The organism is Virgibacillus sp. W0181 (genome assembly GCF_051846915.1).
Taxonomy (GTDB): domain Bacteria; phylum Bacillota; class Bacilli; order Bacillales; family Amphibacillaceae; genus JBPYCR01.
This window is the reverse complement of the sequence record NZ_JBPYCR010000016.1, coordinates 1-15,699: the sequence shown is the minus strand read 5'-3', so window position 1 is coordinate 15,699 and position 15,699 is coordinate 1. Positions and strand designations below refer to the sequence as shown.

General features: G+C 39.9%; 13 protein-coding genes, 2 rRNA genes and 1 other annotated feature. All 15 genes read right to left on the bottom strand.

Features of this window, described 5'->3' with window-relative positions:
* Window positions 1-83 precede the first annotated feature (83 nt).
* On the bottom strand, window positions 84-734 hold the full coding sequence (gene sigH / locus ACLIBG_RS08675; protein ID WP_439312371.1) for an RNA polymerase sporulation sigma factor SigH: 651 nt from the start codon (window positions 732-734) through the stop codon (window positions 84-86).
* Window positions 735-878: 144 nt separating this feature from the next.
* Window positions 879-1,388 (bottom strand): NYN domain-containing protein, encoded by a 510-nt coding sequence (locus ACLIBG_RS08670; RefSeq protein ID WP_439312370.1) that lies wholly within the window; start codon window positions 1,386-1,388, stop codon window positions 879-881.
* Window positions 1,385-2,137: a 23S rRNA (guanosine(2251)-2'-O)-methyltransferase RlmB gene (gene rlmB / locus ACLIBG_RS08665; protein ID WP_439312369.1), complete on the bottom strand. Its 753-nt coding sequence runs from the start codon at window positions 2,135-2,137 to the stop codon at window positions 1,385-1,387. Before rlmB ends, ACLIBG_RS08670 begins: the two co-directional genes overlap by 4 nt.
* Before the next feature lie 23 nt (window positions 2,138-2,160).
* The gene (locus tag ACLIBG_RS08660) at window positions 2,161-2,565 is read right to left on the bottom strand and encodes a Mini-ribonuclease 3 (RefSeq protein WP_439312368.1); all 405 of its coding nucleotides are present in this window, start codon (window positions 2,563-2,565) and stop codon (window positions 2,161-2,163) included.
* Window positions 2,566-2,568: 3 nt separating this feature from the next.
* Entirely contained in the window at window positions 2,569-3,969 is a 1,401-nt protein-coding gene (cysS, locus tag ACLIBG_RS08655) for a cysteine--tRNA ligase (RefSeq protein ID WP_439312367.1), read from the bottom strand.
* Between the two features lie 4 nt (window positions 3,970-3,973).
* Window positions 3,974-4,615: a serine O-acetyltransferase gene (gene cysE / locus ACLIBG_RS08650; protein ID WP_439312366.1), complete on the bottom strand. Its 642-nt coding sequence runs from the start codon at window positions 4,613-4,615 to the stop codon at window positions 3,974-3,976.
* Between the two features lie 405 nt (window positions 4,616-5,020).
* Window positions 5,021-5,248: a binding site (T-box leader), on the bottom strand.
* A 115-nt stretch (window positions 5,249-5,363) separates the two neighbouring features.
* Window positions 5,364-6,836: a glutamate--tRNA ligase gene (gene gltX / locus ACLIBG_RS08645; RefSeq protein WP_439312365.1), complete on the bottom strand. Its 1,473-nt coding sequence runs from the start codon at window positions 6,834-6,836 to the stop codon at window positions 5,364-5,366.
* Between the two features lie 422 nt (window positions 6,837-7,258).
* Window positions 7,259-8,365 carry a PIN/TRAM domain-containing protein gene (locus ACLIBG_RS08640; RefSeq protein ID WP_439312364.1) on the bottom strand — a complete coding sequence of 369 codons (1,107 nt, stop codon included), beginning with the start codon at window positions 8,363-8,365 and terminating at the stop codon, window positions 7,259-7,261.
* Window positions 8,366-8,743: 378 nt separating this feature from the next.
* Entirely contained in the window at window positions 8,744-10,111 is a 1,368-nt protein-coding gene (radA, locus tag ACLIBG_RS08635) for a DNA repair protein RadA (protein WP_439312363.1), read from the bottom strand.
* 315 nt (window positions 10,112-10,426) lie between these two features.
* Window positions 10,427-12,853 carry an ATP-dependent protease ATP-binding subunit ClpC gene (clpC, locus tag ACLIBG_RS08630; protein WP_439312362.1) on the bottom strand — a complete coding sequence of 809 codons (2,427 nt, stop codon included), beginning with the start codon at window positions 12,851-12,853 and terminating at the stop codon, window positions 10,427-10,429.
* Window positions 12,854-12,868: 15 nt separating this feature from the next.
* A complete protein-coding gene (locus ACLIBG_RS08625) occupies window positions 12,869-13,933 on the bottom strand; it encodes a protein arginine kinase (RefSeq protein ID WP_439312361.1) in 1,065 nt (354 codons plus the stop codon).
* Window positions 13,930-14,472, bottom strand: coding sequence for a UvrB/UvrC motif-containing protein (locus ACLIBG_RS08620; protein ID WP_439312360.1), 543 nt, complete (start codon window positions 14,470-14,472; stop codon window positions 13,930-13,932). Before ACLIBG_RS08620 ends, ACLIBG_RS08625 begins: the two co-directional genes overlap by 4 nt.
* A gap of 12 nt (window positions 14,473-14,484) precedes the next feature.
* Window positions 14,485-14,949, bottom strand: a complete 465-nt coding sequence (locus tag ACLIBG_RS08615; RefSeq protein ID WP_439312359.1) for a CtsR family transcriptional regulator — start codon at window positions 14,947-14,949, stop codon at window positions 14,485-14,487.
* A 307-nt stretch (window positions 14,950-15,256) separates the two neighbouring features.
* Window positions 15,257-15,372: ribosomal RNA gene (gene rrf / locus ACLIBG_RS08610) — 5S ribosomal RNA — on the bottom strand.
* Window positions 15,373-15,526: 154 nt separating this feature from the next.
* Window positions 15,527-15,699: ribosomal RNA gene (locus ACLIBG_RS08605) — 23S ribosomal RNA — on the bottom strand; the annotation flags it as partial.

Sequence of the window (15,699 nt, the reverse complement as noted above, 5' to 3'; positions counted from 1 at the left end):
AGCATGTCTTCAGTCCTATGTCAATGCTTTCAAACACTGATCTCCTTATTACACAAGTATCATAGGCTATTAAGAAAACGCATTCAAATAACGAGTTCATTTAATTCAACGAACTGTTCCATCTTCCGCTTAACCCGCTGCAAGGCATTATCCACTGACTTGACATGCCGATTTAACTCTTCCGAAATTTCCTCATAAGACCACCCATCCAAATAAAAATAGAGAACTTTCTTTTCTAAATCGCTTAATGATTCAGATAATTTATCTTTTACAAAATCGAACCTTTCACGATTTATCAATAGTTCCTGTGGATCGATTGCCTTAGATCCGGCAATGACATCGAGTAATGTCCTATCTGATTCTTCATCATAGATCGGTTTATCCAGTGATACATAGGAGTTTAAAGGGATATGCTTCTGTCTCGTCGCCGTTTTGATGGAGGTAATGATTTGTCGCTTTATGCATAGCTCGGCAAATCGCTTAAACGATGCAAGCTTGTCCCCATCGTAATCACGAATTGCCTTGTATAAACCAATCATTCCCTCTTGAATAACATCTTCCCGATCACTACCAATTAAGAAATAGGTTTGGGCTTTTGCATATACAAAACTTCGGTACTTCTCTATCAAATGATTAAGCGCATGCTTATTACCTTGCTGGACCTGCTGTAAAACTTCCTCGTCTATCATGGCCTTGAAACTTACTTCTACTTTTTTTAATTGATTGACAGCCATTCTGTATGACCCCCTGACCGTGACACAGCCATTATTAAAAGTCATTATACAACATGGCTCACGAAACATCAATATAATTCGGCATACCGCCAATTAAACCTCTTTTTTGACAAAAAAAGAGCCGCACAGCCGACAGCGTTTTACTTAAATCTTGCCCCTTCGCCACTTCTCAAATAACTCCATCGTTTGTTTATTTAGGATAATTTTGGATTGGGGCTTCTTGTTTTGCTCTTTTACAACCTTTTTTTCGATACTGTTCTGAATTTGTTTCAGCTCGATAAGCAGTTCTCTAGCCGATATTCGTAAAGCACCCTGGCTGAAAATCGTCCGTTGCTCCGCGTAATCCGATGTTGCTACGTATACTTGGTTTTTAATGTTTTTCAATGATTTTATAAGCTTTTCAATACACTCATCCGCCGTTTCTTTCTCCTTTGTAAAAATCACTTCGACATGATGAATATTCATTGTACTTTCTTTACCACTAACATAATAAGCATCAAAAACGATAATTACCCGTATTCCAGTAAATGCCTTATATTCCGCCATCAAATCGATGAGTCGATCTCTTGCCTGTTCCATATCTGTTTGTTTTATCGCTTGGAGTTCCTGCCACGCACCGATGACATTATAGCCATCTACTAATAAAATATTCATGGAGATTCTCCCAATGGGTTTCTTTTTCTAAACACTTCATACAGCAGCAAGCTGCAAGCAACTGACGCATTTAAAGAAGAAATACTCCCCTTCATTGGCAAACTAACCGTCCAGTCACATTTTTCCTTTACGAGCCGGCTCATCCCTTTGCCTTCATTCCCTACAACGAGGGCAATCGGTATATTTCCGTCAAGCGTGCGATAATCTTCTGTTGCATTTCCTTCTGTACCAACAACCCATACATGCTGCTTTTTTAACGTTTCAATCGTATTGGAAATGTTAGTCACTCTCGTTACCGGTATATGTTCTAGAGCTCCGGATGCCGTCTTTGCGACTGTTGCCGTCAACCCAACCGAACGGCGCTTCGGGATAATGATGCCATGCACACCAGTTGCATCAGCCGTACGTAAAATAGACCCTAAATTATGCGGGTCTTCCAACTCATCCAATATAACAAAGAATGGAGCTTCTTTCTTTTGTTCAGCATGTGCGAATAAATCATCCATTGTTGCATATTGATAAGATGCGACATACGCCGCAACTCCTTGGTGATTTCCATTCGTAACTTGATCAAGCTTCTTTCGCGGTACTTTTTGCATAAATGTATTTGCTTGTTTGCAAGCTTGTACAAATTGATATGCCGCTTTATCATTTAATTGATCGGAAAGCATTACTTTATTTACAGATCTGCCTGATTTAAGCGCCTCCAGAACGGGATTTTTCCCAATAATAAGCTCTTCTTCATCCATTTTCTACATTCCTTCCTTATAAGTCATAACCGTTTTTGTATCGTAATAAAACGTGTCGACTCCGACAACAATTCATTTAATCGTTGTTCATTTTTCGCCACATAGTGATAGCCAATCAACGCTTCAAACCCTGTGCTAAGGCGGTACGTTTGGATTGATGTGTTTTTTGGGGCAGATGCAGACTTGGCATTCCGCCCCCTTCTTACAATATTTTTTTCTTCATCCGTCAGCCAATGCTCTTCCAGCCAGTGACGAACTACTTTTGCTTGCGCCTCAGCAGATACAAAAGTTATCGCTTTTTGATGTAAGTCATTCGGTTTAATCTCTCCGGAATGAATGAGAAATTGCCGTACGTGCAATTCATAGACAGCATCCCCGATATAAGCGAGCGTTAAGCTCTTCATTTGTTTTGGGTCAAGTGTCGTCATTAATCAGCCTCTTCTCCAGCGAACCCCTTGGTCCGTATCTTCAAGAATAATATCTTTCTCCTGGAGCATATCACGAATTTCATCCGCCCGTTTAAAGTCACGATTTTTTCTGGCTGCAGTTCGTTCTTTAATTAAAGCATCGATATCAGCATCCAACAATTCATCCAATTCGTCCATTTGGATACCTAATACACGGAGTAAGTCTGTAATGACTTGTTGAAAAGCACCGATCACTTTCTCGTCCGTCTGCTTTGATTCTAAGTACAGGTTTGCTTCTTTAGCAGCTTCAAATAAAACAGAAATCGCATTTGCTGTATTAAAATCATCGTCCATAGCCGCTTCAAATTGGTTCTTGAACGTTTCCACCTTTTCGAGCCATCCATCTACATTACCGGCAAGATTCATGCTCGTTTTCTTGCGATGTTCCAAATTAAAGTATGTTGTTTGGATCCGTTCAAGGCTATTTTTCGCACCTTGCAACAACTCATCCGTGAAATTAATCGGATTGCGATAATGTACACTTAACATAAAAAAGCGAATTACTTTCGGGTCATGCATTTGAATTAAATCTTTTGTCAACACAAAGTTGCCCAATGATTTCGACATTTTTTCATTATCAATATTCATGTACCCGTTGTGCATCCAATAATTAGCAAAAGGTTGTTCATTTAATGCCTCAGATTGCGCGATTTCGTTCTCATGGTGCGGGAATGCTAGATCTTGCCCTCCGGCATGAATGTCGATCGTCTCGCCCAAATATTTTTTTGCCATTGCTGAACATTCAATATGCCAACCAGGGCGTCCTTTCCCCCAAGGTGAATCCCATGCAATTTCATCCGGTTTGGCACCTTTCCATAAGGCGAAATCAAGCGGATCGGTTTTCTTTTCACCGACTTTTATGCGCGCTCCGGAGCGGAGTTCATCCACAGATTGATCAGAAAGCTTTCCATACTCATCAAACATGCGTGGCTTGAAATATACATCGCCATCCACTTCATAGGCATACCCTTTTTCAACAAGCCCGCCGATAAATGTAATAATTTCGTCCATTGTATCGGTGACGCGTGGATGATACGTTGCCGGTTTCACTCCTAATGCTTGAACGTCCTTCAAATAAGCATCAATAAAACGGTTCGTCAAATCACTTACTTTCTCGCCCGTCTTATTGGCGGCATCAATTATTTTATCATCCACATCTGTAAAATTAAGCACATATTTTACGCTAAAGCCTTTATACTCAAAGTAACGCCGTACTGTATCAAAAACAATCGCGGGTCTTGCGTTTCCGATATGAATATAATTATAAACCGTCGGTCCGCAAACATACATGCTTACCTCATTTTCCACAATCGGGGTGAACGTTTCTTTCTTACGTGTCATCGTATTATAAATTGTGATCGACATGGACTCAATTCCCTTCTTTCAGCTTCATGATCTCTTTCTTTAATTCATCGATTTCCGTTTGCAATTGATTACATCTATCCTTAACGGGATCAGGCAATTTATGATGATCCAATCCCCGTCGAACCTTTTCCCCTTTATGTTTGACGACCCGACCGGGTATACCAACTACTGTTGCATCATCAGGAACATCGTTCAGAACGACTGACCCGCCGCCCACTTTAGCATTTTCACCAATAGTTATAGAACCAAGAACCTTCGCACCTGTTGCAACAAGCGCGTTGTCCTTTAGTGTAGGATGCCGTTTTCCTTTTTCATGACCGGTGCCTCCAAGGGTCACTCCTTGATAAATTGTAACATTATTTCCAATTTCACATGTTTCTCCAATGACAACACCCATCCCATGGTCTATAAAAAATCTTCTGCCTATCTTTGCACCGGGATGGATTTCGATACCAGTAAAAAATCGACTCAACTGAGAAATAATCCGTGCAAGAAAGAACCATTTACGCTTATAAAATGCATGGGCAATACGGTGGCTCCATACGGCGTGTAAGCCGGAATAGGTTAGGAATACTTCAAAATAAGTGCGTGCGGCAGGATCTTGTTCAAATACGACATCCATATCTTCTTTCATCCGTTTAAACATGACTATATGCCTCCTCTATCTCTTTATATTTTTTTCAATTATTGATCTCTAGTTAACAGTCCACGATGGGACTAGTATCAATCAATTTACGGTTTCATCTTATGTTTTTACATAAAGAAAAGCGCAAGCGCCCTGGGCATCCACAGGCATGGCTTAAGTAAGAAATCGTAGTGACGGATTTTAGTCACGATGATTTATTGCTTAAGACCTCGAGGGGCTGCTTAGAACACCACGTCCTGGGACTGTGCGTAAATGCTCGCCCCATCGAAAAGATTTGCACTAGAACATCCTGGGACTGTAGCTATGCTTTCATCCCACCGAATACATTTGTACGTCAAAGCTAGACAGCGATGCACTAAGTTTCAAACTTTCTGACCTACGAAAAAGGCCCCTGTGCATAATATACACAGAGGCGCTTTTGACGCGGTTCCACCCTGTTTGGAGCATGGATACAAACCAATACTCCCAACTCCATCTCTTATAACGGTAGAGCAACCGCCATTATGTACTCATTTTTCCATAATGGACTCAAAGGGGCATTTCAAAAGCAGCAACTAAAAATCACTTTCAGCCGATGGTGATTCTCTCTGTATGAGTTGGTTGCATTTTACTTTTCCTTTTCCACGTTCAATTATTTATAATCCGTATTCAAAAGGGAAGGTAAAAAGCGCTACGTCGACAAATTTTACCGGACTTTTTGAATAACTTTTCATAATAACACTATATTACACAATCTCCTGTATGTGAATCATTCTGCTTCAAGATCACTTAAAACAAGATCAAGTCTATTGAGAATAACTTCTTTCCCTAATAATTCTATCGCTTTTGGCAACTCCGGTCCATGTGTCTGTCCGGTTGTCGCTACCCGTATAGGCATAAATAGCTTTTTACCTCGGTGCTTTGTTTCTTTTTGTGTCGCTTTAAATTGCAGTTTAATTTCATCTTTGTTGAACTCGTCTAAATGAATCAATTTATCTGTAAATACTTGTAACACTTCCAACACCTGCTCGCCAGCGAGCACTTCTTTTGCAGCTTCGTCATAATCAATTTCCCGCTTAAAAAACAACTCCGTTAGATCGACAATTTCCGCTCCGTAGCGTAATTGGGCATGGTAGAGTGCGATTACTTCCTCCACCCATTTCCGAGTCGTAGCATCCATATCTTCAGCTACTTTTCCTGCTCTTACTAAATGCGGTAACGCTAGATCAATTACTGTTTGTACATCCGCTGCTTTTATATATTCACCATTCATCCATTTTAACTTTTGCACATCAAAGATTGCTGCTGATGTGGATAAACGTTCCGGATCGAAAATTTCAATCAGCTTTTCTTTATTAAAAATCTCTTCCTCCCCAACAGGCGACCAGCCAAGTAACGTTATAAAATTAAAAAGTGCCTCTGGTAAATACCCTAAATCTCGATATTGCTCAATAAATTGTAAAATATGTTGGTCTCGCTTACTCAGTTTTTTCCGATCTTCATTTAAAATAAGGGTCATATGCCCGAATGTTGGCGGCGTCCAACCAAATGCATCATAGATCATCATTTGCCTTGGTGTATTGGAAATATGCTCCTCGCCACGCAGTACGTGCGTAATTTCCATGAGATGATCATCAATGGCAACGGCAAAATTATACGTCGGAATGCCATCTTTTTTCACGATAACCCAATCGCCAAAATCACTGGATTCAAATGAGATATTACTTCTTACAAGATCGTGGAACGTATACGTGCGATTGGCCGGCACCCGAAGACGAATGCTTGGTTTCCGTCCTTCTTCACGAAACGCCTTTTTCTGTTCGGCTGTTAAATGGGCATGTGCACCGGAATATTTGGGTACTTGTCCATTTGCTCGCTGCTCTTCACGCTCTTGTTCCAATTCTTCTGCTGTCATATAACATTCATAAGCTAGGTCACGTTCCAGTAATTCATCTACATATTTTTGATACAAATCGAGCCGCTCCATTTGGCGATACGGTCCATACGCTCCACCGATGTCCGCACCTTCATCCCATTCAATACCTAGCCATTTCAAAAATGTCAGCTGGCTTGCTTCTCCGCCCTCGACATTTCTATTGGCATCTGTATCTTCCGTTCGAATTATAAATTTTCCATCAAAATGTTTCGCATATAAATAATTGAATAAAGCCGTACGCGCATTACCGATGTGCAAATCACCTGTTGGACTTGGCGCATATCTCACTCGAACCTCTATTGTCATTCCTGTTCCCCTCTCTTTTTCATCAAGCGTTTTGAAAAAATATGATTATAAAAATCTTTTTGGAATCTCTTGTATTTGATGAGAAGTCTACATAAAGGAAACTCCCCCAGATTTAAGGGATTCTCTCATATTCTCCGTGCGTCTATCTTCAAATGATAGAATGAAGACTACGATACAATTAAGTATAAAGGATGTACAGTAAAACAGATAATAAAAAGCGATAACAGCAATTGTTATCACTTTTTTATCCCTCTGGCACACGTATAAAAGGATTTTGAATAACGTAAATAATAAAGGCGACGTTGCTATGTGTACCGAGATGCATCCATTTACCACGTAAGTATAATCGATAATTTCATCTCAGACAGTTAAGGCAACTTCTGACAAGCTACTGTGAACTGCCTTTCATAGTTATACCTTTTTTATAACGCTTTTTCAAGTAATTTTGGTTTAGCAAAAATCATTCGGCCTGCCGACGTTTGCAAAACACTCGTAATTAAAACTTCTATTTTCTTGCCAATATAATCCCGACCTTCTTCAACAACAATCATCGTTCCATCATCCAAGTAAGCAATACCTTGCTTTTGTTCTTTGCCGTCCTTGATAACCTGCACCATTAATTCTTCTCCCGGAAGCACAACCGGCTTCACTGCATTGGCCAGATCATTAATGTTCAATACGCGAACTCCTTGAAAATCACATACTTTATTTAAATTAAAGTCATTTGTAACGACAATGCCGTCAATCTTTTTTGCCAGCTTGATAAGCTTGCTGTCCACCTCTTGAATCTCTTCAAAATCACCTTCATATATTTCTACTTCAATCGGTAAATCTTTCTGAATCCGATTTAAAATATCGAGCCCTCGTCTACCACGATTGCGTTTTAATACATCCGATGAATCTGCTATATGCTGTAATTCACCCAACACAAATTGGGGGATTACGACCGGCCCTTCCAAAAAATTCGTTTGACAAATATCCGCAATCCGACCGTCAATTATAACACTCGTATCCAATATTTTAGCTTTCGGTTTATAAATGACATCATCCTGTTCAATTTCCGTTTCACCAGTACGCTTTTTGGATTTTTCCTTTCGGTTCACATTTAACAGACTGACAAATTCCTCTCTGCGCCGAAAACCGACCTGAAAACCTAAATACCCTAAAATAATAGTTATAAAGAGCGGAATAACTTGCGAAACAACCTGAATGCTAACATCTTTCAAAGGGATATTTATTAAATACGCAACAAACAATCCAAGAATTAAACCTAAACTCCCAAAAAACAAATCTCCTACAGGAACCTTAATAAGCGCTTCCTCAATCCATTTAAAAAAACCGACAATATAATCAGCCAATAAATAAGACATAAGAAACAACACAATAATTCCTAACACTGATCCTAGATAGGGAGAAGCTACCCAATTTAATTCAGTAAAATCCAATAGTTTTACAATGTCGGGAACATATAAATACCCAACTGTACCACCAGTTATAATAAAAAATAAATGCACTATCTTTTTCAGCACTACTGACACCTCCTTGTCTTTATTATTACCCGTTTCAAAAAAAATAATCCAAATAATGTATAAATTATAGCTGTTAACACCAATTTTTTTAAAAATGAATCTCCCGGTGGCTTACATTCATCATCAACCCCGTAAGAATTAGGCGTCCAATTGAATTAGTTTTTCAAAACGATTCCAGCATAAATTAAAACGACATACAAAAATCTATAAAAAGTTAAATATCCCTATGATTTCACATAAATAATAGCACAGCATGCGAATACAGTCAATTTAGCAAACCTAAAATTTTAGCACACTGTCATATCGTTGTCAAACCCTTGTAAAATGATCTTCCTATAAAAAAGCTGTCATACCGGTTAAGCTGCCATGACTAACACCTTATTTATCAACAGATAAATTCAATGCTTCTTGGACAGTTTCAACCCCAATTACTTGGATGTTCTCCGGTATTGTCCATCCATCTAAATTATTACTTGAACAAATGACCCGTTTAAAACCAAGTTTTGCAGCCTCCGTAACACGTTGTTCAATACGTGAAACACGCCGTACTTTCCCAGTGAGACCTACTTCCCCAATAAAAATATCCTCTGGTTTCGTTGGCTGATCCCTAAAGCTTGAAGCAATGCTGACAGCAATGGCCAAATCAATTGCCGGTTCATCCAGCTTAACGCCTCCTGCAACCTTAATATAAGCATCTTGATTTTGGAGCATTAGACCAACACGCTTCTCCAGTACAGCCATTAATAACGGTACGCGATTCGCATCAATTCCCGTCGACATCCTTCTAGGGTTTCCGAAACTGGATGGTGCAATCAATGCTTGTATTTCAACTAAAACCGGCCTTGTACCTTCCATCGATGCCACTACAGTAGAACCCGCAGCTCCCTGTGAACGTTCCTCCAAAAATATTTCCGAAGGGTTCAACACTTCCCGCAAGCCTTCTTCCTTCATTTCAAATATACCCATTTCATTTGTGCTTCCAAATCGATTTTTTACACTGCGAAGTATGCGATATGTATGATGTCTTTCTCCCTCAAAATAGAGAACAGCATCTACCATATGCTCCAGCATTCGAGGTCCGGCAATTGCTCCCTCCTTTGTTACGTGACCAACAATAAATATAGGAATACTATATGATTTTGCAAGCTTCATTAACTCCATCGTACATTCTCTTACTTGGGAAACACTGCCGGGCGCACTCGTAATTTCCTCTCGAAACATCGTTTGAATGGAATCGACAACAACAAAGTTCGGTTTTAATTGTTCGATTTGCTGGCGAATCTCAAATAAATTTGTTTCTGATAAAACAAATAACTGATCCGAGCGAATATCAAGACGGTCTGCACGAAGTTTTGTCTGCTGGGTCGATTCCTCCCCTGAAATATAAAGAACCGTCAATTCCTTATCCGCCAACTGTGCCGAGATTTGTAATAACAGTGTAGATTTACCAATTCCGGGGTCTCCCCCAATTAGAACGAGTGAACCTGGCACAATACCACCACCAAGAACACGGTTGAACTCTTTCATCGATGTCGTTACTCTTGGTTCTTTTTCCGACTGTATGGCTGTTATTCTTTCTGGAGATCTCGCAGCCTGTATGCCCGTTGTGTGTCTGTTTTTAGTTCCGGTAATAACCATTTCTTCCACTAACGTATTCCAATTCATGCAGCTTGGGCACTTTCCCATCCATTTCGGAGATTCATAGCCGCATTCCTGACAAACAAATTTCGTTTTCCTTTTAGCCAATCCGATCCGACCCTTCCACAAACTTCCAGTTAAAGATAAATCTAAGATGCAGACTTTATCACTCTATTCTTATTATAAACCATTTATGTGCTTACTAGGTTACAACTTCCTATCATTTCAAATAAATTATTCCACTATTTTTACACACTTAGGGTGATAAACTTCCTTATTTGAGGGAAATCATACGGGAAAAAAGCGATGCATGTTTAAAAAAATGAATTTGTGCTGTAGACATAATCAAACTAGGGTAATTTGCAAAAATCCGGATGAAAACAGCAGTGCAGTTTCATCCGGACCAAAAAGGTAAATTAACGCTTATGAAAGTACAGTAAATTCGCCTTTATTGTTTAATCCAATTTTTACTTTTACTCCCTTGTCAATTGTTCCCTTTAACAGTTCCTCTGACAGTAAATCTTCTACATTCTTTTGCAAGGATCTTCTTAGTGGTCGGGCACCATACTCTGGGTCATACCCATCTTCAACTATTTTTTCCACTGCTCGATCGGTTAAGGTAAATTCGATTTCTTGGTCTTTTAACCGCGTCTGTAATTGCTGCAGCATTAAAGTTGCAATGTCTTTCATATGCTTTTTCTCCAATGAGTGGAAGACAATTGTTTCATCAATACGGTTCAAAAACTCCGGACGGAACGTCTTTTTCATTTCCTCCGTAACTTTCGATTTCATTTCCGAATGTTCTTGGCCTTCCTCCTGCAAATTAAAGCCTACATACCGATTCCGTTTTAATTCACTGGCACCAACATTCGATGTCATGATTAATACGGTATTGCGGAAATCAACCACGCGACCAGTTGAATCAGTCAAACGCCCGTCCTCAAGTACTTGCAGTAATATGTTAAAGACCTCCGGATGAGCTTTCTCCACTTCATCCAGTAGAACAACAGAATAAGGCTTACGGCGAACCTTTTCGGTTAATTGACCGCCTTCTTCATACCCGACATACCCAGGAGGGGAGCCGACCAAACGAGATGTTGCATGTTTTTCCATATACTCGGACATATCGATACGAATCATCGCTTCCTCGTCGGCAAACATCACTTCCGCCAATGCACGAGCTAATTCTGTTTTCCCAACGCCTGTTGGTCCAAGGAAAATGAATGAACCAATTGGACGCTTCGGATCTTTCAAACCGGCACGAGCTCTGCGGATCGCTTTGGATACGGCATTGACAGCCTCCGTCTGGCCAATAAGTCGATCATGCAAGATTTCCTCCATATTTAACAAACGATCACTTTCATCTTTTGTTAATTTGGAAACCGGTACACCCGTCCAAGTCGAAACAACACTGGCGATATCCTCCATTGCGACTTCGGTATCTTCTTGCCCTTGTCTTTCTTTCCACTTGTCTTTTGTTTCTTCTAATTCTTCACGTAGCCGTTGCTCGTTATCTCTTAATGATGCTGCCTTTTCAAACTCCTGACCTTGGACGGCCGAGTCCTTTTCTTTTCTTACTTCTTCCAATTTTTCTTCTAGTTTTTTCAGATTTGGTGGGATCGTATAAGATTTTAATCGTACTTTAGACCCTGCTTCATCCATCAAGTCTATCGCCTTATCAGGGAGGAACCGGTCCGTTATATATCGATTTGATAACTGAACAGCTGCTTCAATCGCTTCATCGGTGATTGTGACCCGATGATGCGCTTCATACCGATCTCTTAACCCTTGTAATATTTGAATTGTTTCGTCCAACGTAGGTTCATCGACTTGAATCGGCTGGAACCTACGCTCCAACGCTGCATCCTTTTCGATATATTTACGATATTCATCAAGTGTCGTTGCACCAATACATTGCAGTTCACCGCGTGATAATGAAGGTTTTAATATATTCGAAGCATCAATGGCTCCTTCTGCTCCACCTGCCCCAATGAGGGTATGCAGTTCATCAATGAATAATATAATATTGCCTGCTTGACGAATTTCATCCATTACTTTTTTCAGACGGTCTTCAAACTCACCGCGGTATTTCGTTCCTGCTACAACTGTTCCCATATCTAATGTCATAATGCGCTTATCACGCAAAATTTCCGGTACTTCGTTATTCATAATCTGGTGTGCCAATCCTTCCGCAACAGCGGTTTTACCGACTCCCGGCTCTCCAATCAATACCGGATTATTTTTCGTCCGTCGGCTCAAGATTTGAATGATACGTTCAATTTCCTTATCACGTCCAATAACCGGGTCAATACTTCCTTCTTTTACACTTGCTGTTAAATCTTTAGCAAGTGAGTCCAATGTTGGTGTATTGGCACTTGTTGACTGTCCTCTTCCTTGCCGATTCGTCTGAGATTCATTCGTTCCAAGCAGCTGGAGTACTTGCTGTCTCGCCTTATTCAAACTGATATCAAGATTACTTAGTACACGTGCAGCTACTCCTTCTCCCTCACGAATAAGACCTAGCAATATATGTTCTGTCCCCACATAGGAATGACCTAATTTTCTCGCTTCATCTTGTGATAATTCCACTACCTTTTTTGCTCTCGGAGTGTAGTGGATCGTCTGCATCGGTTGCTTGCCTTTTCCAATTAAATTTTCAACTTCTTCTTGAATCTTTTTAATTTCCAACCCAAGAGCTTGTAATGCCTTAGCGGCTATTCCGTCGCCTTCACGAACTAATCCAAGTAATATATGTTCCGTACCTATATTATTATGTCCAAGCCTAACAGCTTCTTCTTGCGATAAAGCTAATACTTTTTGTGCTCTTTCCGTAAAGCGTCCAAACATCATATTCCGTTCCTCCTTCTATTTTTCCAGCTGCAAGCGATCGCGGATTAACGATGCCCGCAGTACATCCCGTTCACTTGTCTTTAATACTTTCTGCGCATATTGCTGTAAAAAGCCCGGCTGTGTTAATACCATTAATTCATTTAAAATATTTCGAGATACATTTTTAATGATACCTAAGTCAATACCCAATCGAACGTCAGATAAACAGGTTGCCGCCTCCTTCGACTCAATAATACGGCTGTATTCCAACACCCCGTAAGATCGAAAAATTCGATTTTCCAGTCCGATCGTTGATTGCTCCATTAATCTATTTCTTGCTGTTCTCTCATGTTCAATCAATTGGCCGACCACGCTTTTTAAATCCTCTACAATATCATGTTCCGATTTTCCTAGTGTAATTTGATTTGAAATTTGGAAGATGTTCCCTACAGCTTCACTTCCCTCACCATAAATTCCTCTTACTACAAATCCCAGCTGGTTAATCGCCGGCAACATACGGTTAATTTGTTTTGTAAGCACAAGAGCAGGTAAGTGGATCATGACGGAAGCACGCATTCCAGTTCCAACGTTGGTCGGGCAGCTTGTTAAATACCCTTTATTTTCATCATACGCATAATCTATCTTTTCCTCTAGCCAATCATCAAATAAAAATGCTTCTTCCAATGCTTGCTTTAATTGAAAACCCGGATAATAGAGTTGTATGCGAATATGATCTTCTTCGTTAATCATGAGAGAAACCTGTTCATTCCCTGATATGATTGCTCCTGCAGCAGTTGCTTGTTTTGCTAAATACGGGCTGATTAAATGTTTTTCCACAAGGACACGTTTTTCGATATGTGTTAAATCCTCAATAGATATAAATTCAAAATCCGTATAACTTTCAAAGGACTTATGTGCATATTCAGTTTTAAAAAACTGACGAATCTCTTTTAGATCCTTTTCTTCAGCTATCGTAGGGAAGATCGTTGTTTCTAAGTTGCGGGCCAGCCGGATTCGACTGCTTAAAACGATATCACTGTCCGGCGCATCCACACGCATCCATGGACTAATAGCTTCATTCATAAACTCCTGCAAGCTCATTCGTCATCACCAGCTTTTTTATTCAGACGTTCTAATTCTTTTATTTTATCCCGCACTTTCGCGGCATCTTCAAAGGCTTCTTTTTCAATTAATTGTTGCATTTGATCTCGATACGATTCCAACTGTTTTTTTGTATGTAGATCTCCACCTTTACGACGGGGTATCTTCCCATAATGTTTCGTATTCCCACTGTGAACCCGTCGAAAAATAGAATCAAGCTTTTCAGAGAACGTATCATAGCAAGAAGCACAACCAAACTTGCCAACGCGCTGAAATTGGTTGAATGTAAGTTTACATTTCTGACATTGCAATTCCTCTACTTTCTGAAAGGGATCCTCTTGATGACCGTCAAGCTGTTGATTGTCAAAGTTGAATAAACCCGACAATAAATGATGAAGGGAATATCCCTCTTCTGGATAATTCATATACCCCTTCTTTTTGGCGCAAACTTCACACACATGCATTTCCGTTTTATTTCCGTTTACAACTTGTGTAAAGTGAAGAGACGCTGGACGCTTGTGACATTCCTGACACTCCATGTTAACTCCCCCTTACTTAAAATACTTTAATGTCGTAAGCATAGCAGTTAATATACGAGCCCTAATTTCATCTCTAACTGGTAACGGAACAGATAGTACATCCCGATCGACAGCACTTAAAATCATACGACTTTCACGTTCTGTAAGTACTTCTTTATCCAGTAACCGCTGCAATACATCTGCTGCAGCCTGTTGAGAAACAGTCGGACTGATCATGCTAATAATATCATCAATTAAATCGGAGGCCTGTTGATGCTCTACACGAAAAATCCGAATATATCCTCCGCCTCCACGCTTACTTTCAATGATATAACCCTTTTCCACTGTGAACCTTGTATTAATCACATAATTTATTTGTGAAGGAACACATTGGAATTGATCAGCAATTTCACTTCTTTTAATTTCAATCATGTTTTTTCCTTTTGCGTGCAAAATTTGTTTTAAGTACTCCTCAATAATATCCGAAATATTACTCATGAACCCTCCCCCTCTATCGGAGTCATCCATATTTTACTTTAGTTGACTTTGACTATATTTGACTATATTTTTATTATACGACAAATATGCAACGATGCCAATAATTTTTGTCTCTCTATATATAATAGACAAATGAATGGTAATCAAAACATCTATTTTTTATGTTAAATAAGTTTACCATTTTATATTAATTGCTCCAGCGGCTTGAAATGAAGCAGATGAAATGCTTAATAAACAGCACATATGTAAGTTTATGCCAATACAAAAAAGCACCCCGTGTTTTCGGGATGCTTTTTCTGAATAATGTGCCTGGCGGCGTCCTACTCTTGCAGAGGCAAAGCCTCAACTACCATCGGCGCTGGAGAGCTTAACTGCTGTGTTCGGTATGGGAACAGGTGTGACCTCTCCGCTATAACTGCCAGACCGTTACGGATCAATTCTTCCGTCTAGGTGGACAATACTTTTTTAGCGACAATCTCTATTATAATTGTTTCTTGGAAAAAATCAAGTGTTTTTATTCCTACCTTGAAAACTAAATAAGAATCGTTTCATCAATGGGCATCGCCAACAGAAATAGTTAGTTAAGTCCTCGAACCATTAGTATCCGTCAGCTTCACGTGTCGCCACGCTTCCACCTCGGACCTATCAACCTCATCGTCTCTGAGGGGTCTTACTCACTCGAAGTGATGGGAAGTCTCATCTTGAGGCGGGCTTCATGCTTAGATGCTTTCAGCACTTATCCGTGCCACA

Coding starts and splice junctions, on each gene's coding strand:
- sigH (WP_439312371.1), bottom strand. CDS start 734: ATGGCTGTCAATCAATTAAAAAAAGTAGAAGTAAGTTTCAAGGCCATG.
- ACLIBG_RS08670 (WP_439312370.1), bottom strand. CDS start 1,388: ATGAATATTTTATTAGTAGATGGCTATAATGTCATCGGTGCGTGGCAG.
- rlmB (WP_439312369.1), bottom strand. CDS start 2,137: ATGGATGAAGAAGAGCTTATTATTGGGAAAAATCCCGTTCTGGAGGCG.
- ACLIBG_RS08660 (WP_439312368.1), bottom strand. CDS start 2,565: ATGACGACACTTGACCCAAAACAAATGAAGAGCTTAACGCTCGCTTAT.
- cysS (WP_439312367.1), bottom strand. CDS start 3,969: ATGTCGATCACAATTTATAATACGATGACACGTAAGAAAGAAACGTTC.
- cysE (WP_439312366.1), bottom strand. CDS start 4,615: ATGTTTAAACGGATGAAAGAAGATATGGATGTCGTATTTGAACAAGAT.
- gltX (WP_439312365.1), bottom strand. CDS start 6,836: ATGACAATAGAGGTTCGAGTGAGATATGCGCCAAGTCCAACAGGTGAT.
- clpC (WP_439312362.1), bottom strand. CDS start 12,853: ATGATGTTTGGACGCTTTACGGAAAGAGCACAAAAAGTATTAGCTTTA.
- ACLIBG_RS08625 (WP_439312361.1), bottom strand. CDS start 13,933: ATGAGCTTGCAGGAGTTTATGAATGAAGCTATTAGTCCATGGATGCGT.
- ACLIBG_RS08620 (WP_439312360.1), bottom strand. CDS start 14,472: ATGGAGTGTCAGGAATGTCACAAGCGTCCAGCGTCTCTTCACTTTACA.
- ACLIBG_RS08615 (WP_439312359.1), bottom strand. CDS start 14,949: ATGAGTAATATTTCGGATATTATTGAGGAGTACTTAAAACAAATTTTG.